General features: G+C 61.0%; 19 protein-coding genes and 1 tRNA gene. 9 read left to right on the forward strand and 11 right to left on the reverse strand.

Features of this window, described 5'->3' with window-relative positions; genetic code table 11:
- Positions 1–4: 4 nt before the first annotated feature.
- From GYB81_RS10510 to GYB81_RS10525, 4 genes are all read right to left on the reverse strand, one after another.
- A complete protein-coding gene (locus GYB81_RS10510) occupies positions 5–292 on the reverse strand; it encodes a hypothetical protein (protein ID WP_161866915.1) in 288 nt (95 codons plus the stop codon).
- A gap of 59 nt (positions 293–351) precedes the next feature.
- The gene (locus GYB81_RS10515; protein ID WP_161866916.1) at positions 352–858 is read right to left on the reverse strand and encodes a hypothetical protein; all 507 of its coding nucleotides are present in this window, start codon (positions 856–858) and stop codon (positions 352–354) included.
- A complete protein-coding gene (locus GYB81_RS10520) occupies positions 855–1,835 on the reverse strand; it encodes a hypothetical protein (RefSeq protein ID WP_161866917.1) in 981 nt (326 codons plus the stop codon). The genes GYB81_RS10515 and GYB81_RS10520 overlap by 4 nt, the downstream gene beginning before the upstream one ends.
- A 333-nt stretch (positions 1,836–2,168) precedes the next feature.
- Positions 2,169–3,182: an AcrVA2 family anti-CRISPR protein gene (locus GYB81_RS10525; protein ID WP_161866918.1), complete on the reverse strand. Its 1,014-nt coding sequence runs from the start codon at positions 3,180–3,182 to the stop codon at positions 2,169–2,171.
- Positions 3,183–3,422: 240 nt separating this feature from the next.
- Here GYB81_RS10525 and GYB81_RS10530 point away from each other — a divergent pair, with 240 nt between their 5' ends.
- The 3 genes from GYB81_RS10530 to GYB81_RS10540 all read left to right on the forward strand — a co-directional run bounded on the left by GYB81_RS10530 (position 3,423) and on the right by GYB81_RS10540 (position 6,103).
- A complete protein-coding gene (locus GYB81_RS10530) occupies positions 3,423–4,475 on the forward strand; it encodes a helix-turn-helix domain-containing protein (RefSeq protein ID WP_161866919.1) in 1,053 nt (350 codons plus the stop codon).
- 126 nt (positions 4,476–4,601) lie between these two features.
- Positions 4,602–4,805 (forward strand): excisionase family protein, encoded by a 204-nt coding sequence (gene xisR / locus GYB81_RS10535; protein WP_143505456.1) that lies wholly within the window; start codon positions 4,602–4,604, stop codon positions 4,803–4,805.
- Positions 4,802–6,103 (forward strand): Arm DNA-binding domain-containing protein, encoded by a 1,302-nt coding sequence (locus GYB81_RS10540; RefSeq protein WP_143505404.1) that lies wholly within the window; start codon positions 4,802–4,804, stop codon positions 6,101–6,103. Before xisR ends, GYB81_RS10540 begins: the two co-directional genes overlap by 4 nt.
- Positions 6,104–6,223: 120 nt before the next feature.
- Here GYB81_RS10540 and GYB81_RS10545 read toward each other — a convergent pair.
- From GYB81_RS10545 to dapA, 4 genes are all read right to left on the reverse strand, one after another.
- Positions 6,224–6,313, reverse strand: a tRNA-Ser gene (locus GYB81_RS10545).
- Between the two features lie 94 nt (positions 6,314–6,407).
- Positions 6,408–7,277: a phosphoribosylaminoimidazolesuccinocarboxamide synthase gene (locus GYB81_RS10550; protein WP_161866920.1), complete on the reverse strand. Its 870-nt coding sequence runs from the start codon at positions 7,275–7,277 to the stop codon at positions 6,408–6,410.
- 88 nt (positions 7,278–7,365) lie between these two features.
- A complete protein-coding gene (bamC, locus tag GYB81_RS10555; protein ID WP_161866921.1) occupies positions 7,366–8,487 on the reverse strand; it encodes an NlpB/DapX family lipoprotein in 1,122 nt (373 codons plus the stop codon).
- A 16-nt stretch (positions 8,488–8,503) separates the two neighbouring features.
- On the reverse strand, positions 8,504–9,382 hold the full coding sequence (gene dapA / locus GYB81_RS10560) for a 4-hydroxy-tetrahydrodipicolinate synthase (protein WP_024308786.1): 879 nt from the start codon (positions 9,380–9,382) through the stop codon (positions 8,504–8,506).
- A 200-nt stretch (positions 9,383–9,582) separates the two neighbouring features.
- Between dapA and GYB81_RS10565 the strand changes: the two genes are divergently transcribed.
- Entirely contained in the window at positions 9,583–10,140 is a 558-nt protein-coding gene (locus tag GYB81_RS10565; protein WP_024308787.1) for a glycine cleavage system transcriptional repressor, read from the forward strand.
- 171 nt (positions 10,141–10,311) lie between these two features.
- The gene (locus GYB81_RS10570) at positions 10,312–10,785 is read left to right on the forward strand and encodes a peroxiredoxin (protein WP_161866922.1); all 474 of its coding nucleotides are present in this window, start codon (positions 10,312–10,314) and stop codon (positions 10,783–10,785) included.
- Between the two features lie 59 nt (positions 10,786–10,844).
- On the opposite strand, the gene GYB81_RS10575 is transcribed toward GYB81_RS10570, so the two are convergent.
- Entirely contained in the window at positions 10,845–11,909 is a 1,065-nt protein-coding gene (locus GYB81_RS10575; protein WP_161866923.1) for an AI-2E family transporter, read from the reverse strand.
- Between the two features lie 64 nt (positions 11,910–11,973).
- Positions 11,974–12,213, reverse strand: a complete 240-nt coding sequence (locus tag GYB81_RS10580; RefSeq protein WP_013716292.1) for a sulfurtransferase TusA family protein — start codon at positions 12,211–12,213, stop codon at positions 11,974–11,976.
- Positions 12,214–12,321: 108 nt separating this feature from the next.
- Between GYB81_RS10580 and GYB81_RS10585 the strand changes: the two genes are divergently transcribed.
- The gene (locus GYB81_RS10585) at positions 12,322–13,755 is read left to right on the forward strand and encodes a M48 family metalloprotease (RefSeq protein ID WP_161866924.1); all 1,434 of its coding nucleotides are present in this window, start codon (positions 12,322–12,324) and stop codon (positions 13,753–13,755) included.
- A gap of 482 nt (positions 13,756–14,237) precedes the next feature.
- Here the strand turns inward: GYB81_RS10585 and GYB81_RS10590 are convergent, their stop codons facing one another.
- Positions 14,238–19,079, reverse strand: a complete 4,842-nt coding sequence (locus GYB81_RS10590) for an NAD-glutamate dehydrogenase (protein ID WP_161897818.1) — start codon at positions 19,077–19,079, stop codon at positions 14,238–14,240.
- 638 nt (positions 19,080–19,717) lie between these two features.
- On the opposite strand from GYB81_RS10590, the gene GYB81_RS10595 reads away from it, so the two are divergent.
- From GYB81_RS10595 to GYB81_RS10605, 3 genes are all read left to right on the forward strand, one after another.
- Positions 19,718–21,601, forward strand: coding sequence for a methyl-accepting chemotaxis protein (locus tag GYB81_RS10595; protein ID WP_161866926.1), 1,884 nt, complete (start codon positions 19,718–19,720; stop codon positions 21,599–21,601).
- Positions 21,602–21,868: 267 nt separating this feature from the next.
- Entirely contained in the window at positions 21,869–22,582 is a 714-nt protein-coding gene (locus GYB81_RS10600; protein WP_161866927.1) for a 5-oxoprolinase subunit B family protein, read from the forward strand.
- Positions 22,579–23,508, forward strand: a complete 930-nt coding sequence (locus GYB81_RS10605; RefSeq protein WP_161866928.1) for a 5-oxoprolinase subunit C family protein — start codon at positions 22,579–22,581, stop codon at positions 23,506–23,508. Before GYB81_RS10600 ends, GYB81_RS10605 begins: the two co-directional genes overlap by 4 nt.
- Positions 23,509–23,655 lie beyond the last annotated feature (147 nt).

The raw sequence follows: 23,655 nt of genomic DNA on the forward strand, positions 1-23,655 counted from the left end.
CGCACTAGCCCATCCGGGGAGCTGACTGCCTTGGCTTCAACGCGAGGTCGGGGTCGTCGACGTACTCCCTGGCCCACCAGGACATGAGTCGCTCAGAGGTTTCTTGCAGCTTGTAGAGCAGCCAGCCATTCCACTCAGGCGGTAACTGCGAACCTGGCTCATACTCTCCAGCCCCCAGCTCCACTCGATCTGCCACAGCCTCTACAAGCTCGATCTCAGGATGTAACCACACGCCTTCACCGCTCAATACAATGTCGGCCTGGTTGACAGGCGGTGGCAGTAATCTGGCCATCGAGACGAATCCTTTTGGAGGAGTGGCAATACTAACCCATCGATTAGGCGGGTAGATGCCTATGGTTTTCTGTTACGTATTTCCTGCTCTCGTCGATCCTTGATGACATTCTCTAGATCCGTGATATGGCGCTGGGTGAGCTGGCCCGGCAACGAAAAGGAAGCCAGCATAGCCAAGCAGGCCAAGAACAACAGCAAGCACTCAAGGCTCACCTGAATAGGGGCAGGCCACTTGAGCCCCAATGAGACCAAGAATGCCAGCGCCAAAATCACCAAGTAGAGGTAAAACAGGATCGCATGCCGGCGCAGATCCTTTTTCACCTGGGTCAGGTAGTACGTGTTCTGCTTCCAGCCAGTGCCTCTCAGGGCTCGCTCACTGCCTACGATGGCCATAACCGCCACAAGGAAGCCTGCCAGAATGGAGAACACCGTGACCAGCACTGTGAGGGCATTGGCGTTGTCGTGATAGCGAGGTTGGAAGCGCCAGGCAAAATAGCCAGCCACAACAACGCTCGCCAAGGCATAAACCAACTTGCGCTTGCTGATGCGTTGTTTGCTGTCTGTCACTTTTGCCAATGCCTTTGCGTAATCAGTTCCGTTCGGTAGTTCTTCAGGGCGGTGTAAACATCTGTATTCACTAGATCGTTTGCATTGCTTCGCCGAAACAGCCGAACCTTCTTGATCGGGGTTACCTGGCCGAGACGGATCTCGGTGTTCTTCTTGGTGATAACAGTGACCTCGACGCTGTCGTCTTCTTCTTCGATGACGCCTTGGCCCACGATGTTCATTACATCCAGAACAATTTCCTCTGCCCTGGAGCCACCGTCAGCCCGAATCACTGTATTGACCTGCATTTCGTCCCAGTGCTTTGCCAGGAGCGCACGCTTGGCCTCGGACATGTCCTCTGCAAACATATCCTTAAGCGTGCCGACGAACGACTTAAGGGTAGATGTGACTTTGCTGTCGGCATCATCAGCTCCGCTCAGTTCCCGAGTGGCCCGGTACATATTGGTGTTGAGGCGCAGCTCCTTGATGCCCTCGGCCTCAAGGACAGCAGCTGTTTCTTGATTCGTTACCTTGCGCAGCTCGAAGGCGCTATCACCTGCTTTCAGGTTGGCCTTGGAAATTAGCAGCCGGAGGTAAACAGCAACCCCCGCCGTACGGAAGCTGCCTTCAGTCATAATCAGCAGGTCATTCTTGTCGATCAGGACAAAGGCCTCCGAAAGCTTGAATGCTCTGCTTGTAGGCGGCTGTGTAGACTGATCAACGTCTTCGGCTGCTTTGACCTTCAGGCCAACCGTTGTTATCTGTTCGCCAGGAACCCCAGCCCCGATATCAAGTAGCAAGGGCTCATCGGCGGTATCCCGGCGATGGCGAATGACTGCCGTGCCCAGATTGCCCATTGCTACTTCTGTCTGTCCCATACTTCCCAGCTTACGCATTGCTGCTCTGACGAGCTGCTCCAAGGTGAATTTGGGCGTCGTATTCTGGTTGTAGATAGCTCGCACATAGTGAATCGGCTTGTCGGTTGGGCGTCGGGACACTGCTCACACTCCGTTGCATTGATATCTCCGCATCCTCGGAGATTTGTTTGCATATGCCAATAGGCAAGGTAGCTACGGGCCCGCGCCGGCACCACCGCCGTAGTGTTCTGCTAGATCGCGATAGCTGGGATTGATACGGTATTTGGACGAAACCAACCCACAATCAGGGGGGGGGGCCGGCAGTATTGCAAACCGCGCTACCAGCCACAGCTCGCAGCAGATGCGGCATAGCTCGAATGACAAATATGCCCGGTTGTCACCTCCCCCAAAAAATACGAAACCCCGGCCACTAAATGGCCAGGGTTTAGAAGCGCGTAACCTACTCAGCAGCTATCAGCCTGGCTCACTCGTTACGGCGTCAATCACCTCGGATTGCATTCGCCCTTCGACAATCAGAGGCGCAATCCAGTGATAAATGAAATTCCGCACACCCGAGCGCGGCCCTTTCCAGTACCCATGCCAATGGCCTCGCCTCAGGTGGGTTTTGACTGTTCGACCAGTTACCTCAGATTCAATGGCATTTCGCAACATGGGCCCAACGCTCCCACCGACCGAGAAGACGCTGGGTTTATCAGGCGTGAACAGATAATGCCCTCGCTTCCCTTTTTTCAGAGCAGGCCTACTTGGCCTGGGCTGCGGTGTTCTGGATGGGTCGAAATCCGGTTCGTCAGAACACAGGTACAACAAGATGGAAATTAAGGGCTTCAGCTCCGCGAGCGGTGAAAAACCAGCCAAAGTTTCCATATCCAACCATTGCGTCAGCCAATTTTTCTGGGCATTGCCCAGCGTATATTCCAATGTCTTGTGCAATGCCTCCTCAATAGACCAATTGCCAAGATGCAGTGGCTGCATTACCAGACCACGGTCAGTATTCAGAAGCAGCCTGAGCTCTTCACGCTGAAGATTGTAGTCCCACTCCAAATGCGCCCAGAACCCATGAAGCGCCGAACCAAGCCAGGTAAATCCTGGCGTTTCAATGTAGACACACCACTCAGGCAGCCTACGAAAGACCTTTGACGGAAGCTCACCGGAGAGCTTTGAATCCGCAAGCGCTGAGAGCAAGTCGGCGTCATAACGATAGATGCCCTGCGAGTATCTCCACATTCCAATAGCCGAGAGCCGCGCCAAGTCAGCAGAAACCGCCAACTCCTTCAGACAAGGATCAAGGCCAGCACACCTCACTTGAATCAACGCAGCCCAGGCAGCCATGGGCATAAAGCACCAGTTGGGCCAATCGGGCTCGCCAGGCTTGCCTTTATCCTGAAGGCAGGTGCTGACCCAAGAGGACATTCCAGGATAGGACTCAGTGAGCCTCTTGAGATGCTGCATTGGGCTTACCTTAGCCATGCTGCACCTCCTGATATGCCACGATCACAGACAAATGCTTTCGCATCCCATCACTGCCAGCTTTCAGGCTCTGTCGCTCAACACTCAGTCTTTTCATCACTCTCACTCCAGATCGGTCATATAAAACAGCATTTGCTGTTTTCACAAATACTATTGACCTTCCTGCAATTGTCAATAGCATTTATTGACAGGGCTGTTAGAGATGAGTACTATCGAGCCAACTGATGAGGAAAGAAGCTGATGAAAGCCTTCGACACGAACACGCTCGGTGGCCGGATCGCCACTGCACGCAGGGCTCGTAAACTGACCCAAAGCGACCTTGCAAGACTGGTCGGCATTACCCAGTCAAGCGTTGCCCTGCTTGAGAGCGGATCGTCCAAGAGCTCCCACAACGCTGTAGAGCTCGCACAGGCACTCAAGGTGCCTGCTGACTGGCTTATCAACGGAGAGGGCCCTGCCCCCTTTGCTGATACCGGTGGCCCAATTGCACAGGATGAAAGTGGTGAAAGCATTGCTATCACCACACAGAAATCGCTAGCTAGCTTTGCTGAACGCCTGACTTTCCTGCGTGAAGAACGCCAGCTGACGCAAGCCCAACTGGCCGCAAAGTCAGGCCTTTCGCAAGCTACCATCGGCAACTTAGAGACAGGGCGTAATAAGGGCACCAAGAAGATACTTGAGTTGGCAAACGCCCTGCATATCACGCCCGAATGGCTGATCCATGGCGGTAACCTTGCCCAAGCGAAAGGAGCTTTTTTCCGAAAAGATATGGGAGTCTTGCCTGCGGAAGAGACGGGCCCTCAGCACTTATTGGGCTTGATCAGCCGCGCCAAAATGGCACCAGTTGTCGAGGATGAGCCAGAGACGCAGGCCGGTATACCGACCCCTCCCCCGGCGCGAAAATTGCCCATCATCTCCTGGGAGAACGAAGCGCTGAGCACACCGCTCGAAGCCCACCTAAAACATCAAGACAAAGACTGGTTCTTGAGCCCCTTTGAACATAGCCCCCACGCCTTTTGGATGAGGGTCTGCTTTGATCAGATGGAGCCTCATTACCTCGTAGGCGACCTGATCCTGGTGGATCCCACAGTCACGCCCAACAATAACGATGATGTCGTGGTTCGGAACGCCAGGGACATTACTGATTTTGGACGTCTATGCCAGACACCAAGCGCAAAGTACCTAGAAATCTTTAACCCCAAGTACCCCGAAAAGATGCTCCGCCTAGACGAGAACACAGTGACCGTCGGTACCGTCATGGGACTAGTGAGAGCGCGCCGTGCCATGGCTTAGCCGTGGCTCCCCCTTTTTTTACCCACCACAACAGCATTTGCTGTTATATATTGGCAGCCAGGAGAAAGAGCAGTGACAGCAACAGCGAAACAACCCACCGACAACGACATCATCCAACCACCAAGCATTAAGCAGTTATTCGCGATTGTCCCCGCCAAGTGGGTCAGGCAAGAGCTCCTGTTCCCTGTCTTCGGTATCAGTCCTGAGGCTGCTCGAAAGTACCGAGGAAGCGGCCAATGGCACGAAGGTAAGCACTGGGATCGAGACCCCGCGAATCGCGTCATCTACAACCGCGATGCCATCGAAAAATGGATGTCAGGAGCGCTATGAACATGAAGATGCCCACAGGGGTTGAAATCCACAACGGCAAAGTCCGCATCAACTTCATGCTCAACGGCAAGCGCTGTCGCGAAGTGATCCGCGACATGCCGGTGAATGAGAAGACCATCGCGTACGCCAAAAGCATCCGCGAATTGGTGGTCGACGAAATCAAGCGGGGCGTCTTTGACTACCAACGCCGATTTCCGGATTCCGTCAAAGTGACTAAAGCCGTGGTGGTTGATCAGGTGGAAAGTCCTCTTCCTGTCCAACCTGCTATTACGGCACCAGTTGCGACGCCCCCTGCCCCCACGTCCGATTGCATGACCGTCAAAGAGGGCGTCCTGCTCTGGCTGCGCGTGGCACAAAGCGGGTTGGCATCGACCACATACCTCAATTACAAGTGCAAAGCAGGCCATGTGATTCGCTACTTCGGCGACACCGCTATCAACGAAGTCACGATTCAAGAACTCAAGTTGTTCCGTAACCACCTGGTGAAACCCTTGGACGGCTCAAAGGGGCTTTCGCCTAAGACGGTTAACGACGTTTTGACCGTGGTTCGGGGGGTATGGGCTGACGCCAAATCAAACCAACTGATTACGACCAATCACATGGAGGGGATCCAGAACCACAAGGTGAAATACAAAAGCCTGGCAGACCCGTTCACCCGCGAAGAAATCAAACGGATCCAGCATGCAGATCCCCTGAGGCTGCGTGAGGCCCGTGTGGTGGTGATGAACTGCTGGGCCGGCCTCTCACGCTCTGAGATGATGGGACTGGCTCGTGAGGACGTGGATCTGGACAACAAGCTAATCCATGTGCGCCGCGCCTATGTGGATGGCATTTACCGAGTGCCCAAAGAAGAATCGCGTGAGCGCTTTGTTGAGCTGATCAAGCCAGCTGCGGAATTGATGGCGCTCGTCCTGGAGGACACCGTCACCTGCCAACCGCAGCAGATTGATGTCACCCAGCGCGATAACCTGACCAGTGAGCCTGAGAGCGTCACCTTCCTGTTCCGGGACTGGACGACGGGTAATGCGTGGCACCCTGACCGCCTGGATGAGTGGTTCAAGGAGCACCTGGTCAAGTCCAAGGTGAACCATCGCGGGATCAACCAGTGCCGGCATACGTTTGCCAGCCAGGCCCTATCAAGCCACGTGACGCTGGAGTGGCTGGCCAAACAGCTGGGCCATGCCGACACGACCATGATTAAGAAACACTATGCAAAGCTGATCCCGTCTGACACCAAGCGAATGGCCCACCAGGTGTCTGAGCAAATGGGATTTGGGGAGGATTGGAGCGGTGTATAGCGGTTTGGGAGGACTGGTTTTTGCCCCCAAATGCCCCCAATTTTGCCCCCAAGCGATTTTTTACTTTCCTGAAGACAAGAAAAAGCCCCGTAACTCATTGAATTACGGGGCTTTTTAGTATGGCGGGAAGATAGGGATTTGAACCCTAGGTGCCATTGCTGACACAACGGATTTCGAATCCGTCCCGTTCGACCACTCCGGCATCTTCCCAAGCGGCGCGCATGATAACAGCTGAATGCGCTTTGGCGAAGCTTATTTTGAAAAATTTTCTTGTGCTATCAGGCGCTTGTGAAAAGGCCGGGGCTCAGGCGGTCAGACGGGTCAGCGCTTCGCGATACTTGTCGGCGGTCTTCTGCGCGACATCTGCCGGAACTGCCGGGGCCGGGGGTTGTTTGTTCCAGCCGGTGGACTCCAGCCAGTCGCGCACGAACTGCTTGTCGAAGCTCGGCGGATTGCTGCCCTCTGCATAGCTGTCGGCGGGCCAGAAGCGGCTGGAGTCCGGGGTCAGCACTTCGTCCATCAGGGTCAGGGTGCCGTCTTCGTCCAGGCCGAATTCGAATTTGGTGTCGGCGATGATGATGCCGCGGGTAGCGGCGTACTCGACTGCCGTGGTGTACAGCTTGATCGCCGTGTCACGCACCTGGGCGGCCAGTTCGGCGCCGATGATGGCTTCACACTGCTCGAAGCTGATGTTCTCGTCATGATCGCCCACGGCGGCCTTGGTCGAGGGGGTGAAGATCGGTTGCGGCAGCTTGGCCGCTTCTTTCAGGCCGGCCGGCAGGGCGATACCACAAACGGTGCCGCTCTTCTGGTATTCCTTCCAACCAGAGCCGACGATATAGCCGCGCACGATGGCTTCCACGGCGACCGGCTTTAGGCGCTTGGCGACGACCGCGCGGCCTTCGACCAGCGGCAGCTCGGCAGCCGATACGACGTCCTCGACCTTGTCACCGGTGAAGTGGTTGGGCACCACGCCAGCCAGCTTGTCGAACCAGAAATTGGAGATGGCGGTGAGGATCTTGCCCTTTTCCGGGATCGGTTGTTCGAGGATGACGTCGAATGCCGACAGACGATCGGTGGCCACCATCAGCATGCGCTTGTCGTCGATTTCGTAGAGGTCGCGGACCTTGCCCGAGTAGATTTTCTTCAGGCTCAGGGTGGTGGGTGTGCTCATGTCGGCATTTCCGTTTCTGGCAAACGAAACAGGCGAAACCTTTGCGGGGTTTCGCCCATCGATTAGCGGCTGGAGCGCAGTGCGCTGATCAGCCGAGATTATCCTGGATCAGGCTCAGCACGCGGCGCGATACATCGGCCGGAGCGACGGTGTTGAGGTCTTTTTCCACAGTGACCTGCACGCCATCGCCCACCGGGGTCAGACGCACCTGGTAGCGCTCGGCACGGGCTTCGATCTCTTCCTTGCTCGGCGCGCTGCCGAACATGCGGCCGAAGAAGCCGGGCTTCTTCTCGTTGACCTGAGCACCTTCGGCCAGGTTGATGTAGTACAGGCCGAGGCTGCGGTTGAGGTCGTCGACGCGCACATCGCCAAGCTCCAGCGAGCGACCGACACCGGACCAGGCACGGTCGAAATCGGCGCCCAGGTTGAGCACCGGGTTACCGTTGCCGTCTTCGCTCAGGCTGACGCGGCTGGGGGCGTCGAAGTCGCGCGCGGCCAGCAGCGATACGGAACCGCCCTGCTCCACGCCGCGGGCCATGCTCACCAGCATTTCGTCGAGCAGCGCCGCTTCCAGACTGGCGTTGCCGCTACGCGATGCGAAATCGACCTCGGCCGCACTACCGGCAGGACGCTCGGCACTGGTGACGAAAATTTCGCTGGTGTTGCGCTGCACGCCCGGTTCGATGCGCACACGCACGCGGGTTTCTGCATCCGGCGCAACGCCGGAAACACGGCTGCTCAAACGGCGCGCCATACCAGCGGAGAGCTCGTCGAAACGCTGCCAGGAGGTGGTGAACTCACCGACCTGCGGACGCTCGTTGGCGATACGGAAGCCATTGTCTTCGAAGAACTGACGCGCCAGCGGCCAGACTTCGGCCGGCACGCGCTGAGCCACCACCCAGCGCGAATCGCCGCTGCGCTGCAAGCTGAACTCACGCTCGTCGGCGCGCACCTGCAGGCCTTGCGGGCGCGGCACTTCGAATTCGGCAGGAGTGGCGGTGGTGCTGGCAATCTGTGCAGGCACAGGCAGTAGCGGATCGAGGCGCTTGGCCTGGACGTCGGCCGGCAATTGCATCGGTGCAGTCTGGCGCGCTTCCAGGTAGTCGCTGCCGCGATCACGGAAGTAGCCATTTTCACCCCAGAGCCAGCCGCAACCGCTGGTGCTGGAGACGATCAGAGCAAGGGCGGAGAATCCGGCCAGTCGCTTCATGCGTAAAGTCCTTGAGTTAAGCCAATACACCGCACTGGCGCATGGCCTGGCGCAGCGGTTCGTGACAGCGCGGGCTGAGCCAGGTCAGCGGCAGGCGGATACCATCGCCCATCAAGCCCATTTCGTGCAGCGCCCATTTCACCGGAATCGGATTGGATTCGAGGAACAGGGCCTTGTGCAACGGCATCAGACGGTCATTGATGGCGCGGGCGATGGCAGCCTCGCCACGCATGGCAGCAGCGCACAGGTCGCTCATGGCGCGCGGCGCAACGTTGGCGGTAACCGAGATGTTGCCCTTGCCGCCCAGCAGCATGAGTTCAACGGCGGTGGCGTCGTCACCGGAGTAGACGAGGAAATCCTTGCTGACGCGATCCAGCACTTCCTGGGCGCGCTGCAGGTCGCCGGTGGCTTCCTTGATACCGATGATGTTGTCGATCTTCGACAGGCGCTCGACGGTCTCCGGCAGCATGTCGCACACGGTACGACCCGGCACGTTGTAGAGGATCTGCGGGATGGACACGGCTTCGGCAATGTGGCGGAAGTGCAGGTACAGGCCTTCCTGGGTCGGCTTGTTGTAGTACGGGGTCACCAGCAGGGCAGCGTCGGCGCCAACCTCCTGGGCGGCACGGGTCAGCTCGACCGACTCGCGAGTGGAGTTGCCACCGGTACCGGCGATCACCGGAATGCGGCCGGCGACCTGCTTGACCACACGCTTGATCACTTCGATGTGTTCACCCACGTCCAGCGTGGCGGACTCACCGGTGGTGCCGACCGCGACGATGGCATTGGTGCCCTCCTGCAGGTGGAAATCCACCAATTTGCTCAGGGCCTCCCAATCCAGACCACCCTGCGCATCCATGGGCGTGACCAGTGCCACCATACTGCCCGCAATCATGCAACCGCTCCTGCCGGAAAAATTGAGCCGTAATGGTACTGGTGCCACCAGTCCGGCACAAGCAACGGCCCGTTATACGTGCTGGCCGTCGTCCGATGCACCAGGTGCCGCCATTCCCCTCGGCGGTGCTTTTCGCTAACCTGCTGCCTTTGGTCTGCGGCTGCTCATGCGCGGACCGTTCATCGCTTTAGGAAGGCTGCATGTCCACCCCCCCCGTTCGCGAACAATTCCTCGTTATCAGCGCTCTCGGCCGCGATGCCATGGCCCTGACCAACCTGCTCAGCCGCACCAGCCACGAGAACCGTTGCGCGGTGATCAGCACCCGCTTGAGCCGCCATGGAGAGTTCAGCGCTCTGGTGCTGCAGGTGTCCGGCAGTTGGGATGCACTGGCGCGCCTGGAGTCGAGCCTGCCGCTGCTGGCCAAGAAGCACGACTTCACCGTGGACCTGGTGCGCAGCGCCGCCGCGGAGGTACGCCCGCAGGCGCTGCCTTACGTGGCCTACGTCAGCGCCGTTTACCGCCCGGATATCCTCAACGAACTGTGCCAGTTCTTCATCGATCACCGCGTCGAGCTGGAGAGCCTGACCTGCGATACCTACCAGGCGCCACAGACCGGCGGCACCATGCTCAACGCCACCCTGACCGTGACGCTGCCGGCCGGCACGCAAATCAGCTGGCTGCGCGATCAGTTTCTGGATTTTGCCGATGCGCTTAATCTCGATGCCTTGATCGAACCCTGGCGCCCGCAGAATCCATGACGATCTGCTGCGCGTCGGCCCTGCTGCGTTAGAAACAGGTTCGGCTCATTTACCACTCGTAAAGGCGTACGCGATCCCGACCGGGCCTCACCTGTTTCTGCGGGGCCGCAATCGGTATTGCATGGCTCGAGCGCGAGAGGTCGCCGACAACCCCTGAATGAAGGAGTCTCCATGTCCGTTGAACTCGACAAACCCGTTGCCGACTTCCAGGCCCAGGCCACCAGTGGTCAGCAGGTAAAGCTGTCCGACCTCAAGGGCAAGCAGGTGGTGCTGTACTTCTACCCGAAGGACGCCACGCCGGGCTGCACCACTGAAGGTATGGATTTCAGCGCTCGCTTCGAGCAGTTCGAAGCAGCCAATACGCTGGTCTTCGGCGTATCGATGGACAGCCTGAAGAAGCACGAGAGTTTCAAAAGCAAGCAGGCCTTTCCCTTCGAGCTGATCAGCGACGAAGAGCACCAGCTGTGCGACCTGTTCGGCGTGTATCAGCTGAAAAAGAACTACGGCAAGGAATACATGGGCATCGTGCGCAGCACCTTCCTCATCGACAAGAACGGCGTGCTGCGCGAGGAATGGCGCAATATCAAGGTCGCCGGCCATGTCGACAAGGTGCTGGCAGCGGCCGAGGCCCTGAACAAGGCCTGATCCTCGCCACAATCGAAAAAGGCCGCGCTTGCGGCCTTCTTTCTATCTGCGTGTCCCTTTCAGTCGATAGCCACCAGCTCGGTACGCGGCCAGGCATTGATCACGGCCTTGAACAGGGTGGCCAGCGGAATGGCGAAGAACACGCCCCAGAACCCCCATAGCCCACCGAACAGCAGCACCGCGCAGATGATCGCCACCGGATGCAGGTTGACCGCCTCGGAGAACAGCAGCGGCACCAGCACGTTGCCGTCGAGTGCCTGGATGATGCCGTAGATCACCATCAGGTAGAGGAATTGGTCGCTCCAGCCCCACTGGAACAGACCGATCAGCGCCACCGGCACCGTCACCACCACCGCACCGATGTAGGGCACCACCACCGACAGGCCGACCAGCAGGGCCAGCAGCGCGGCGTAATTCAGGCCCAGGTAGGCGAAGGCGATGTAAGTGACCACGCCGCAAATGATGATCTCGATGAACTTGCCGCGAATGTAGTTGGCGATCTGCTGGTTCATCTCCTGCGCCACCTGAGTGATCAGCGCGCGCTCGCGCGGCAGGTAGCCGCGGAACCACTGGCCGATCTGCTCTCGGTCCTTGAGGAAGAAGAACACCAGAATTGGCACCAGCACCAGGTAGATCATCACGCTGACCAGCACCGGCAGGCTGGACAGGGAGAACGACAGCGCCCACTGGCCAAACTTGCCGGCTTCGCCGCGCATGCTGTCGATCAGTTGCACCACCTGTGCATCGGTAATCAGATTCGGGTAACGCTCAGGCAGCAGCAGGAAGACCGACTGCCATTCAGCCGCCATGCGCGGCAGTTCGTTGAACAGGGTGCTCAGCTGCTGCCAAAGCAGCGGCATCAGCACCAGCAGAAATACCGTCAGCCCGCCCATGAACAGGGTGAACACCAGCCAGACTGCCAACACCTGCGGTACCTTGAGACGTTCCAGACCGTTGACCAGGCCCTGCATGAGAAAGGCCAGCACCAGGCCGGTCAGCACTGGCGCAAGCATCCCGCCGAGCGTCAGCACCACGGCAAAGCCCAGCACCAGCAGCACCGCCAGCACCACGGCCTGCTCATCGGAGAAATAGCGGTACAGCCAGTCGCGAATAACCTTGACCATCAACAATCCTTAATCTGCAAAAGAGGCGCGCCCGTTATCTTTTAGCCTGCGTGACGGGGATGGTTCAGGCTTTACGCAACCAGTAACGATAAATACCTGCGTCGACCTCTTCATGCAGCAGCGCATGCCCGGCGAGACTGGCGAAGGCGCGAAAATCGCGCTGCGAGCCGGCATCGGTGGCGCTGACCTTGAGCACGGCACCGCTGGCCAGGCGATTGAGCTCGAGCTTGGCTTTGAGCAACGGCAGCGGGCAGTTCAGCCCGCAGGCATCGAGTTCGGCATCGAACGCCGGTACGTCTGTCATCATCTACTCCTGATAAGTCGGCTAGGATACCCAAGCCGCCGCAACCCTGGCCAGCGCGGTGTCTGGCCGGCTACAGTAACGCCTTTGCCTCCCGAGAGCCCTGAGTGCATGACTTTTCTGCGCCCCACCCTGCTGACGCTGGCCTGCCTGTTCGCCGCCCATACCGGCGCCAGTGACCTGCCGTCGCTTGGCGACGCCAGCTCCTCGATCGTCTCGCCGCAGCAAGAACACCAGCTAGGCCGCGCCTGGCTCGGTCTGCTGCGTGGTCAGGTTTCGCAACTGGACGACCCGCAACTCAAGGACTTCGTCGAGTCCAGCGTCTATCGCCTGGCAGAAACCAGCCAGCTGCAGGATCGCCGCCTGGAATTCGTCCTGCTCAACAGCCCGCAACTGAACGCCTTCGCCGCCCCTGGCGGAATCGTCGGGGTCAACGGCGGCTTGTTCCTCTATGCTCAGACCGAAGCCGAGTACGCCTCGGTCATGGCGCACGAACTGGCGCACTTGTCGCAGCGCCACTTCGCCCGTGGCGTCGAGGCGCAGCAGCGCATGCAGTTGCCGCTGATGGCGGCCATGCTCGCCGGCATCGTCGCCGCCGCGGCAGGTGCGGGCGACGCCGGTATCGCCACCATCATGTCGACCCAGGCCGCGGCCATTCAGGAGCAACGGCGCTTCTCCCGACAGAACGAGCAGGAGGCCGACCGTATCGGCCTGGTCAACCTGGAAAAGGCAGGATACGACCCACGCGCGATGCCGATGATGTTCGAGCGATTGATGCGTCAGTACCGCTACGACGCCAAACCGCCGGAATTCCTGCTCACTCACCCGGTGTCGGAATCGCGTATCGCCGATACCCGCAACCGCGCCGAACAGTATCCGGCCCAGGGTCGTGAGGACAGCTTGCGTTACCAGTTGATGCGTGCACGCGTACAACTGACCTACGAGGAAACACCGGGCGTCGCTGCCAAGCGTTTCCGCGCCATGCTCGACGAGAACCCGGGCCTCGATGCAGCCCGCTATGGGCTGGTGCTGGCACAGATGAAAACCGGCCAACTCGCCGAGGCCGGCGAGACCCTGGCCCCGCTACTGAGCAAGAGCCCGGACGACATCACCTACAACCTGGCGCAGATCGAGCTGGATATGGCGGCCAACCGCCTGGATGCCGCCGAGCGCCGCCAGAAGCGCATGTTCACCCTCTACCCGAGCAACTACCCGCTGCAGCAGACGCAAGTCGACCTGCTGCTCAAACAGCAACGCATCGCCGAAGCCGAGCGCGCCCTGGACAACCTGCTCAAGACCCGCGCCAAGGACCCGGACGTGTGGTATCAGGTCGCCGAGGTACGCGGCCTGAGCGGCAACACCATCGGTCTGCATCAGGCGCGCGCGGAGTTCTTCGCCTTGGTCGGCGATTACAACCAGGCCATCGAGCAACTGGACTTCGCCAAGCGCCGCGCCAGCAACAACTTCCAGTTGGCATCGCGCATCGATGCCCGTCAGCGCGAACTCTCCGAAGAGAAGCGTCTGGTCGAGCAGATGCTGCGCTGAGCTTGGGTACGTAGCCCGGAGGAAAGCCGGGGCGTCCCTGAGCCTGACCCCGGATTGCATCCGGGCTACGGGTTTCCGTCTAGCGAGACAGACAGATGACTCGCGGCGCTACCGCCCTCTCCCCCTGCCCCTCTCCCATGGGAGAGGGGAGCACACTGCGTAGAACCTGGATGTGTAGCCCGGATGAAATTCGGGGCGTTCTTGAGCCTGCCCCCCGGATTGCATCCGGGCTACGGGTTTCCGTCTAGCGAGACAGACAGGCGACTCGCGGCGCTACCGCCCTCTCCCCCAGCCCCTCTCCCATAAATGGGAGAGGGAGCACATTTGCGTAGAACCTGAATGTGTAGCCCGGATGAAATCCGGGGCGTTCCTGAGCCTGCCCCCGGATTGCATCCGGGCTACCCGACTACCAAAGCCTGTGAATACCGCCCCAGAAAAAGAAGCCCCGCACTTGGCGGGGCTCTTTGATTTCAGCGGACAGCTCAGGCGCTTTGCGCCAGATCCATCAGCTCGCGGTTGGCCACCGCATACATGGCGTAGTCAGTGCCGGTCGCCGAACGCAGCTCGACCAGCATCGCCTTCCAGCGGTCGACCAGGCGTTGATGCTGGTCGAGCCACAGCGCCACGCGCGCCTCGATTTCCTGTGGCCCCTCGGCCATCTGCAGCACCGACACGGTGATCGCACGCTGCTGCCAGTCCAGATCGTCACGGAAGGCTTCGCGGGCCAGCGCCTGCCAGTTGGTTTCCACCGGCAGATTGGTGATCTGCTGCAGGTACCAGGACAGCTCCAGCGCGCCACCGACGGCGAAGTAGGCGGTGGCCACTTCGCTGGTGTCCTTGCCGGTGACATCCGCCGCTTCGATGATCGGCAGCAGGGTGTACAGATGGCTGGTGCCGGCCACAACACGCGCCAGCTCTTCCGGCGTGCCGGCTTCGACGAAGCTCTGGTAACGCGCCAGCCACTGTTCGCGAGCCGGGCCTTCGAGCAGCTCGTCCAGACGACCGACCAGCGCCTCGATGCGCGGCGCGAAGTGCGCGACATCGCGCGCCGCATCCAGCTCGTTGCGACGGCTGCGCAGGAACCAGCGGGTGGCACGACGGCCCAGACGCATCAGCTCGTCCATCAGCTGCAGCTGCAGCTCGGCCGGTACCTTGTAGTCCAGCGCCTCGATCTGCGCCCACCAGTGCGGCAGACGGAACAGGTCACGCACGATGACGTAGGCGCCGGCGACGTTGGCCGCGCTCATGCCGGTGGACTCCTTCAGGCGCTGCACGAAGGTGATGCCCATGTGGTTGACCAGATCGTTGGCGATCTGCGTGCTGACGATCTCGCGCTTGAGGCGATGACGGCGCATGGCGTCGCCGAACTTCTCGGTGAGGATTTCCGGGAAGGCGGTTTCCATCTCGCGCGCCAGGTAGTCGTCGTCCGGCACCAGGGACTTGAGCAAGGATTCCTTGAGGTCGATCTTGCTGTAGGAGATCAGCACCGACAGTTCCGGGCGGGTCAGGCCCTGGCCGTTGGTGGCGCGCTCGTTCAGCTCTTCGTCCGAGGGCAGGAACTCCAGCGCGCGGTCGAGCTTGCCGGCGCTCTCCAGCGCGTTCATCAGGCGCTTGTACTCGCCGACGCGCTCGCGGGCGCGGCGTTCGGCCAGCGACAGCGCCTGGGTCTGCTTGTAGTTGTTGCCCAGCACCAGCTCGGACACGTCATCGGTCATCTCGGCCAGCAGCTTGTTGCGCTGCTTCTCGGTCATGTCGCCGCCCGAGACGATCTCGCCCAGCAGAATCTTGATGTTCACTTCATGGTCGGAGCAGTCCACACCGCCGGCGTTGTCGATGAAGTCGGTGTTGCTGGCGCCGCCATGCAGGCCGAACTCGACGCGGCCAAGCTGGGTCATGCCCAGGTTGCCGCCCTCGCCCACCACCTTGGCGCGCAGTTCACGACCGTCCACGCGCAGCGCGTCGTTGGCCTTGTCGCCGACGTCGGCGTGGCTTTCCTTGCTGGATTTGACGTAGGTGCCGATACCGCCGTTCCACAGCAGGTCGACCGGTGCCTTGAGCAGCGCGTTGAGCAGCTCGGTGGGCGCCAGCTTGTCGGCGGCGATGTCGAAGCGCGCCTTCATCTGCGGGGTGATGGTGATGCTCTTGGCGCTGCGCAGGAAGATGCCGCCGCCTTCGGAGATCAGCTTGCTGTCGTAGTCGGCCCAGCTCGAACGCGGCAGGTCGAACAGACGCTTGCGCTCGGCGAAGCTCCTGGCCGCATCCGGGTTCGGATCGATGAAGATATGCATGTGGTTGAAGGCAGCCACCAGCTGCAGCTTGTCCGACAGCAGCATGCCGTTGCCGAACACGTCGCCGGCCATATCGCCGATGCCGATCACGGTAACGTTGTCCTTCTGCACGTCGATGCCGCGCTCGCGGAAGTGGCGCTGCACCGAGACCCAGCCGCCCTTGGCGGTGATGCCCATGCCCTTGTGGTCGTAACCGGCCGAACCGCCGGAGGCGAAGGCGTCGCCGAGCCAGAAGCCGTACTCGGCAGCGATGCCGTTGGCGATGTCGGAGAAGGTCGCGGTGCCCTTGTCCGCCGCCACCACCAGGTAGGGATCGTCAGCGTCGTGGCGCACCACGCCCACCGGCGGCACCACCTCGCCTTCCTTGAGGTTGTCGGTGATATCCAGCAGGCCGCTGATGAAGATGCGGTAGCAGGCGATACCCTCGGCCATCACCTCGTCACGCGAACCGCCGAGCGGCATCTTGCGCGGCACGAAGCCGCCCTTGGCGCCCATCGGCACGATCACCGCGTTCTTCACCTGCTGCGCCTTGACCAGGCCAAGCACCTCGGTACGGAAGTCTTCCTCGCGGTCCGACCAGCGCAGGCCGCCGCGGGCGACGTCGCCGAAGCGCAGGTGCACACCCTCGACGCGCGGGCTGTAGACGAAGATCTCGAACTTAGGCACCGGCCGCGGAATCTCCGGAATCAGGCGCGGGCTGAGCTTGAAGCTGAAATAGGACTTGGCCACGCCGCTGGCATCGGCCTGGAAGAAGTTGGTACGCAGGGTCGCCTTGATCAGATCCAGGTAGCGACGCAGGATGCGGTCTTCGTTGAGTACGGCGACGTTGTCCAGCGCAGCCAGGATGGCCTGCTCGAGCTTCTGCTGCTTGTCTTCCAGATCCTCGGCGGTGAGCTTGCGCGCGAGGTAGAAACGGGTGCGGAACAGGCGCACCAGCTCCCTGGCGATATCGGCGTGGTTGATCAGGGTCGAGGCGATGTAGCTGAGGTCGAAGCCCAGGCGGATCTGCTTGAGATAACGCGCATAGGCACGCAGCAGAGCGACGTCACGCCAGGGCATGGCGGCGATCAGCACCAGGCGGTTGAAGGCATCGTTCTCGGCTTCGCCGCCGACGATATGGATGAACGCGTCCTGCAGCGTGTCGTTGAGCTGCTGGATGTCGACATCCAGGCCTTCGGCGTAGGTGAAGGCGAAGTCGTGAATCCAGAATTCGCGGCCGTCATTGCGGCGCAGCTTGTAGGGGAACTCGCCGAGCACGCGCAGGCCGAGGTTCTCCAGAATCGGCAGCACGTCGGACAGCGGCAGCGGCGTGTCGGCGTGGTACAGCTTGCAGTGCAGCTGTTGGTCGCCCTGCGCCAGCGGCTGGTAGAAGCTCATCACCAGCGGTTTTTCGTTGCTCAGGCTGAGCAGGTGCTGCATGTCCACCACCGCCGAATGCGGGGCGAAACGCTCGCGGTAACCGGCCGGGAAGCCGCCGGGGAATTCGGCCAGCACACTGGTGCCCTGGGCTTCTCCGAGGCTTTCCACCATCAGGCTGGCGTAGTCGTCCTTCCACGAACGGCAGGCCTGGATGACTTCCTTCTCCAGCCGCACGGGGTCGATCTGGGTTTTGTTCTTCGGGTCGACGCGCAGGATGAACTGGACGCGCGCCAGCACCGATTCGGAGAAAAAGGTCCAGAACTCGCAATCGGTGGCCTGCAGACGATCCATCAGCACCTGCTGGATCTTCATCCGGGTTTCGGTGGAGTAGACGTCGCGCGGCACGTAGGCCAGGCAGTAGCAGAAGCGGCCGTAGGGATCGCGACGCAGGAACACGCGAATCTTGTTGCGTTCCTGAATCTGCACGATGGCCAGGGCGGTGTTGAACAGGTCATCCACCGGGGTCTGGAACAGATCATCACGCGGCAGCACTTCCAGCACCTGGGCCAGTTCCTTGCCGAGGTGGGCGCTGCTGTCGAAGCCCGAGCGCTGCTTGATCACATCCACCTTGCGGCGGATGTAGGGGATGTTCCACACGCTTTCGGCGTACACCGCCGAGGTGTACAGACCCATGAAGCGGCATTCCTTGACCACGTTGCCCTTGGCATCGAGTTCGCGGATGGAAACGAAATCCGGGTAGGCCGGACGGTGCACGCGGCTCGGCACCGCAGCCTTGGCAAAGGACAGCAGCTGCGGCTCGCGCAGGTAGGCCACCGCTTCCGGCTCGATGTGCAGTTCCTCGGCGGACAGTCCGGTGCGCAGGCGCTTGGACAGGCCCAGCAGGGATTTCTCGTCATAGACCATGGTGCCGCCATCGGCGGTCGGCGCGACGGTGAACTCTTCGTAACCGAGGAAGGTGAAGTGGTTGTCCAGCAGCCAGTTGAGGTAGACCTTGATTTCCTCCAGCTCGGTCTTGTCCACCTTGAGCTTGGCGCGATCCAGCCAGGCCAGCAGCTCGCGTGCCTTGGCCTTCATCGGCTGGAAGTCGGCGACGCTCATGCGCACGTCACCGAAGACTTCGTGAATGGCTTTCTCCAGGGTCTTCAGCTCGGCGGCGCTGGAGCAGCGATCGATCTCCAGGAACATCAGCGCTTCCTGCAGCACGCCCTCGCCCTGGGTGCCACGCGGGAGGATTTCCAGCAACTGGCCATTCTGGTCGCGGCGCACGCTGAATACGCTGTTCTGCAGGGTGTGGATGCTGTAACCGTGGCGGTTCAGCTCCATGCGTACCGAGTCGACCAGAAACGGAATGTCGCCATGCAGGATTTCCACCGCGGTGTGGGTGGACTGCCAGCCGTGCTTCTCGTAATCGGGGTTGAACGCGCGCACCTGCGGCTTGGCGTGATCGAACTGCTCCAGCATGCGCCAGGCCGACAGGGTGCAACCGACCAGGTCGGACAGGCGCCGCTGGGTCAACTCCTCGAGGGCGATGATGCCGAAGAACTGTTCGGCGAAAAGGGCTACTTGTGGCAGCGCCTGCTCACTCACGTGCTGTGCCAGGGCCGCTTGCAGTTGGTGCTGGAAGTCGGCTTTGCTGGCCGCCGTAAAGAACGCCATGGTTTTGCTCCATTGGGCTGATGGTTCGACAGAAGTCTGGATTGCTGTCGCAGGGTTTAGCAGGCTGTTGAAAACTACCTACGTTGCCATTGCTGCGTTAAAAACAGGCTCAAAATGCTCATTTACAACTCGTAAACTCCGCTTTTTCGCCTGTTTTCGCCTTGCACTGGCTGCCTCGCCTACGTTTTTCAATAGCCTGCTCGTTCAACGTTAGTCCATGAAGCGACAATGACACTTGCAAGTCGCATGCGGACCAGCGTGAAGGCGGGCGACCAGGTGGTCACACTTAATCGGCGAGCTTAACGAGGGACGCCCTGCCACCGCTTGCGGCGCTGCGACATTTTCTTTCAAGGCTGCACCGAGACGGTGCATGACTACAGAACAGACCGACCGGTAAGCCATTCTGTGGGGTATGGCAACCGCAACCACATGCGCCCCGGTCCTGCTGCGTGACAACGCCATTTGAATCCGCTACGCCAGGGTTCGCGGGGACACTTCCGATCGCGCGCAAGAGCCTGAGCCGGGTCTGTAAACCACCCACGCATAAAACGCCCACACAGCCATAGACTTTTAATCAAGTTGTATGACAACTTGCCGATTCCTAAGAATCATCCACAAGAAGATGGCGAGGCCTTATCGTGAATTTTTCACTGTCCTGGCAACAAAAATTCCGCGCCCTGATCGCGCTCACCCTGATCAGTCTGACCCTCATGGCAGCCGCCTCGTTATGGTCCAGCCACCGTCTCAGCAGCGCGCTGCAGGCGCGAGAACAGGCGGCTGCCTATGCCAGCGCCAGTACCCAGCTGATGAACCGCTGGTGGCAGCAGAACGCTCTGCGCCAGCAAATCACCCCGGAAAGGCAGGAGGACTTCAACGATGGGCTCAACGAATTGCAGGAACTCATCGGACAACTGTTGACGCAAGCCCAGGCTCTGGAAGATGACGTCACTTTGCAACAAGCTCAGCAGATCCAGGCCGCGCTGCTCGAGGAACTGGCTCAGCAACGCCAGTGGCTGACGCTCAATCAGGCCCTGGGCCTGACACCATTCGAAGGCCAGCGCAAAACGCTGACGGAGAGGGGCAAGGCGTTGGAAGCGATCAGCTTCGACCTGATCAAGCCCTTTATCGCCAGCGCCCTGAGCAGCCAGCGTGACTATCTGTCGACATTCGATCCGGCCTACGCCCAGATTGCTCTGACGGCGATCGGCAAACTGCAGGAGCAGATTGCGGACCTCGAATGGGAGCAGACGCCGATCGGCAAGAATGTGCAGGGCTACGCTCAGGCTTTCGCGGACATCCACGGCAATATCGAACGCATCAACGCGACCAACCAGCGCCTACGCCAACTGGGCGAGCAATTGCAGACGCGTATCGATGAACAGGCGCAAGCGCTGCAAAGCGGCCTGCTGCTGCGGCGTAGCCAGGAAGCCGAACAGGCTCGCCTGTCCGCGCTGTGGATGATGGGGCTGAGTTTCCTCGCCGTCGCCGCCCTGCTCTGCTTCACCCTGCTGCAGGCCTCACGCACCCTGGTCACTCGGCTACGCAACGTGATCCAGCTGCTCACGCAGGTCGCCTCCGGCGATCTCACCGGCAAGCTGTACGTGGGGAGCAACCCGCGCGACGAGTTCAATCAGTTGGCCGACGCCGCCAACCGCATGATTCAGGGCATCGGCGGCATCGTTGCCGAAGTGGTGCGTGCCAACGGCGAGCTGAGCCGCCTGCATAACCACCTGGGCGATGCCATGCGTCAGTTGGGCGACAACAGTACCCAGGTGGAAATGCAGACCGAGCAGGCCGCCTCGGCCTCGCACCAGATCAGCGCCACACTCAATGACATGGCGCAACGCACCGCGGAAGTCGGTAGCGCCACCACCAGCGCCTACGATGCGGCGCGCAACGGCGGCGAGGTGATAGCCGCCAGCCTAGACAGCATGAGTCGCCTGGCGCAGCTGATCCAGGACACCCACAGCCAGGTCGACGCCCTCGGCCAAAGCAGTGCACGGGTCAACGGTATCGTCGACGTGATCAACAGCCTCGCCGATCAGACCAACCTGCTCGCGCTCAATGCGGCCATCGAGGCTGCCCGTGCGGGCGAAGCCGGTCGAGGCTTCTCGGTGGTGGCTGATGAGGTGCGCTCGCTGGCACAGAAAACCGTCGCCGCGACCACTGACATCAGCGCCATCGTCGGTGAATTCCAGCAGCAGACCCGACACATGCACCAGTTGATGAGCAACGGCCTGAACCTGGCCGCCGACAGCGAACGACATGCCGCTCAGGTGGCGGATGCGATCACCTCCATCACCTCGGCGATGGAACGACTGACCGGCGAAATGAATCAGGTCGTGGTGGCCATCGAGGAAGTCTCCACCACCACCGAGGACATTGCCGACAAGATGGAAACCATCCATGTGCATACCGGGCAGAGCAAGGACCTGCGCCACACCTTAGGCGGTCACACCGAGGGGCTGTCGTCCCAGGTGGACGCCTTGGGACGCAGCGCCAGCCAGTTCCGCCTGGCCTGAGCCGGCTGTTTTTTGCTGGACGCCCCCGACATGCCGCTGAAAAATGACGCCAGGGGATGACGACCATGTCCGTCCCCAATCGCGCCACTATGGCTTACCAAAGCTCGCAGGAGGAACGCCCCGCGTGAACGACATGCTTGTGCATTGCGCTGTTGGCGCACGCTTGCGGGCCCGGATCATGGGCCGCGATGCCAGGACCACACCCCGCCATAACTCGGTGGCTGCCGTGCAACATATCCGCCAGCCCCTCGACGGCCCGGTTCAGGCATGAAGGGGCCCCACGCCCGGCTGGAAGTCGCCGGCATCGACAGCCTGATCCTGCGCCTGTTCGACCATATCGATGAAGCCAACCTGCCGTGGATGCTGGCGGCGCGTGCACGTCTGCAGGAGGCGTTCGGCAACGCGCTGATCGATCTGGTGCCCTCCTACACTACGCTGCTGCTGCACTACGACCTGTGCCAGCTCGACAGCGAGCAGGCGCGAGCGAAGATCGCCGGGGCGCTCGATGGCTTGCAGCCTGGCGATCTGCAGGGCGGCCGCGAACACCAGTTGCCCACCTGGTACGACCGCAGCGTCGGCCCGGAGCTGCAACTGCTCGCCCGGCGCAGCGGACTCAGCGAAGCCGAAGTGATCGCCCGGCACAGTGGCCATGCCTATCAGGTATTCGCCCTGGGTTTCGCGCCCGGCTTCGCTTTCATGGGCCTGGTCGAGGAAATTCTCGCCGCGCCGCGCCTGAGCACGCCGCGCAAGCGCATCGCCGCCGGCAGCGTCGGCATCGCCGAACGGCAGACGGCCGCGTACCCGGCAGTTTCCCCCGGCGGCTGGAACCTCATCGGGCGCACACCAAGCCGCCTGTTCGGCAGCGATATCGAGGGTTACAGCCTGCTGCAACCGGGTGATCGCGTGCGCTTCGTGCCCATCGAGCGCGCCGAATTCGTCCGCCTGGGCGGTGATGACAGTCCGCTGGAGGCCAACCAATGAGCGCCATCGATGGCGGCCTGCGTGTATTGCGCAGCAGCCCTTTCATTCACCTGCAGGATGCTGGCCGCTTCGGTGTTCGCCATCTCGGCGTAACCCAGTGCGGCGCCCTGGACTGGATCGCCCATCGCTGGGCCAACTGGCTGCTGGGCAACCCGCTCACCGCCGCGGTGGTGGAGATCACCCTGGGCAACGTCGAGTTCGAATGCACTCGCGACGCCACACTGGCGCTGACCGGGGCCGACCTCGGCGCACGGCTGGACGATCAGCCGCTGGCGCCCTGGCGCAGCTTCGACGTGCGCAAGGGCCAGCGCCTGAGCTTCGCCCAACCGCGCCAGGGCGCGCGCGCCTACCTGGCCGCTCCAGGTGGATTGCAGGCGCCGCTGGTGCTTGGCAGCTGCGCCAGCATGCTGCGCGAAGGCCTCGGTGGTTTGCACGGCGATGGCCGCGCCATCGCTGTCGGCGATGCCCTGGGTTGGAGCAGCAGCGCCAAGGCAACGAGGCAGATGCCCGCCGAGTACATTCCCGAGTACCAGAGCACGCCCCGCCTGCAGCTGGTGCTGGGCGCGCAGATCGGCGACTTCCGCGGCCAGAGTCTGTTCGATGCGTTCAACAGCGAGTGGCTGATCGACCAGCGTGCCGACCGCATGGGCATTCGTCTCAACGGTCCGCAGCTGCAATGCCAACGTAGCTCGATGATCTCCGAGGGCATTCCCCTGGGCGCCGTCCAGGTGCCGCCGGATGGCCAGCCGATCGTCCTGCTCAACGACCGCCAGACCATCGGCGGCTACCCGCGCCTGGGTGCGCTGACGCCGCAGGCCGTGGCGCGGCTGGCGCAATGCCTGCCAGGCCAGACGCTGTACCTGGCGCCCATCACCCAGGACCGCGCACAGCTTGCCCAGCGCCGGCTACTGGCGCAGTGGCAATAAGCTCCGTCCTGGACGACGGTGGGCGCTGGCGACCTGCCTCGCATTTCTGTTGCCAGAGCGTTCATGACCAGCGCCGCTGATAGCGGCTGAAGAGGCAAATGCATTAAAGTCGGCGGTCTGCACGCGCGGCTTCGCAAGCCCGCTCAT

Source organism: Pseudomonas yangonensis, from assembly GCF_009932725.1.
Lineage (GTDB): Bacteria > Pseudomonadota > Gammaproteobacteria > Pseudomonadales > Pseudomonadaceae > Aquipseudomonas > Aquipseudomonas yangonensis.

Bases quoted from the DNA above. Each gene is read 5' to 3' on its own strand.
- GYB81_RS10580 (WP_013716292.1), bottom strand. From the start codon at position 12,213: ATGACAGACGTACCGGCGTTCGATGCCGAACTCGATGCCTGCGGGCTG.
- dapA (WP_024308786.1), bottom strand. From the start codon at position 9,382: ATGATTGCGGGCAGTATGGTGGCACTGGTCACGCCCATGGATGCGCAG.
- GYB81_RS10600 (WP_161866927.1), top strand. From the start codon at position 21,869: ATGAAGGGGCCCCACGCCCGGCTGGAAGTCGCCGGCATCGACAGCCTG.
- GYB81_RS10530 (WP_161866919.1), top strand. From the start codon at position 3,423: ATGAAAGCCTTCGACACGAACACGCTCGGTGGCCGGATCGCCACTGCA.
- GYB81_RS10565 (WP_024308787.1), top strand. From the start codon at position 9,583: ATGTCCACCCCCCCCGTTCGCGAACAATTCCTCGTTATCAGCGCTCTC.
- bamC (WP_161866921.1), bottom strand. From the start codon at position 8,487: ATGAAGCGACTGGCCGGATTCTCCGCCCTTGCTCTGATCGTCTCCAGC.
- GYB81_RS10575 (WP_161866923.1), bottom strand. From the start codon at position 11,909: ATGGTCAAGGTTATTCGCGACTGGCTGTACCGCTATTTCTCCGATGAG.
- GYB81_RS10585 (WP_161866924.1), top strand. From the start codon at position 12,322: ATGACTTTTCTGCGCCCCACCCTGCTGACGCTGGCCTGCCTGTTCGCC.
- GYB81_RS10590 (WP_161897818.1), bottom strand. From the start codon at position 19,079: ATGGCGTTCTTTACGGCGGCCAGCAAAGCCGACTTCCAGCACCAACTG.
- GYB81_RS10550 (WP_161866920.1), bottom strand. From the start codon at position 7,277: ATGAGCACACCCACCACCCTGAGCCTGAAGAAAATCTACTCGGGCAAG.
- GYB81_RS10525 (WP_161866918.1), bottom strand. From the start codon at position 3,182: ATGGCTAAGGTAAGCCCAATGCAGCATCTCAAGAGGCTCACTGAGTCC.
- GYB81_RS10540 (WP_143505404.1), top strand. From the start codon at position 4,802: ATGAACATGAAGATGCCCACAGGGGTTGAAATCCACAACGGCAAAGTC.
- GYB81_RS10605 (WP_161866928.1), top strand. From the start codon at position 22,579: ATGAGCGCCATCGATGGCGGCCTGCGTGTATTGCGCAGCAGCCCTTTC.
- GYB81_RS10570 (WP_161866922.1), top strand. From the start codon at position 10,312: ATGTCCGTTGAACTCGACAAACCCGTTGCCGACTTCCAGGCCCAGGCC.
- GYB81_RS10510 (WP_161866915.1), bottom strand. From the start codon at position 292: ATGGCCAGATTACTGCCACCGCCTGTCAACCAGGCCGACATTGTATTG.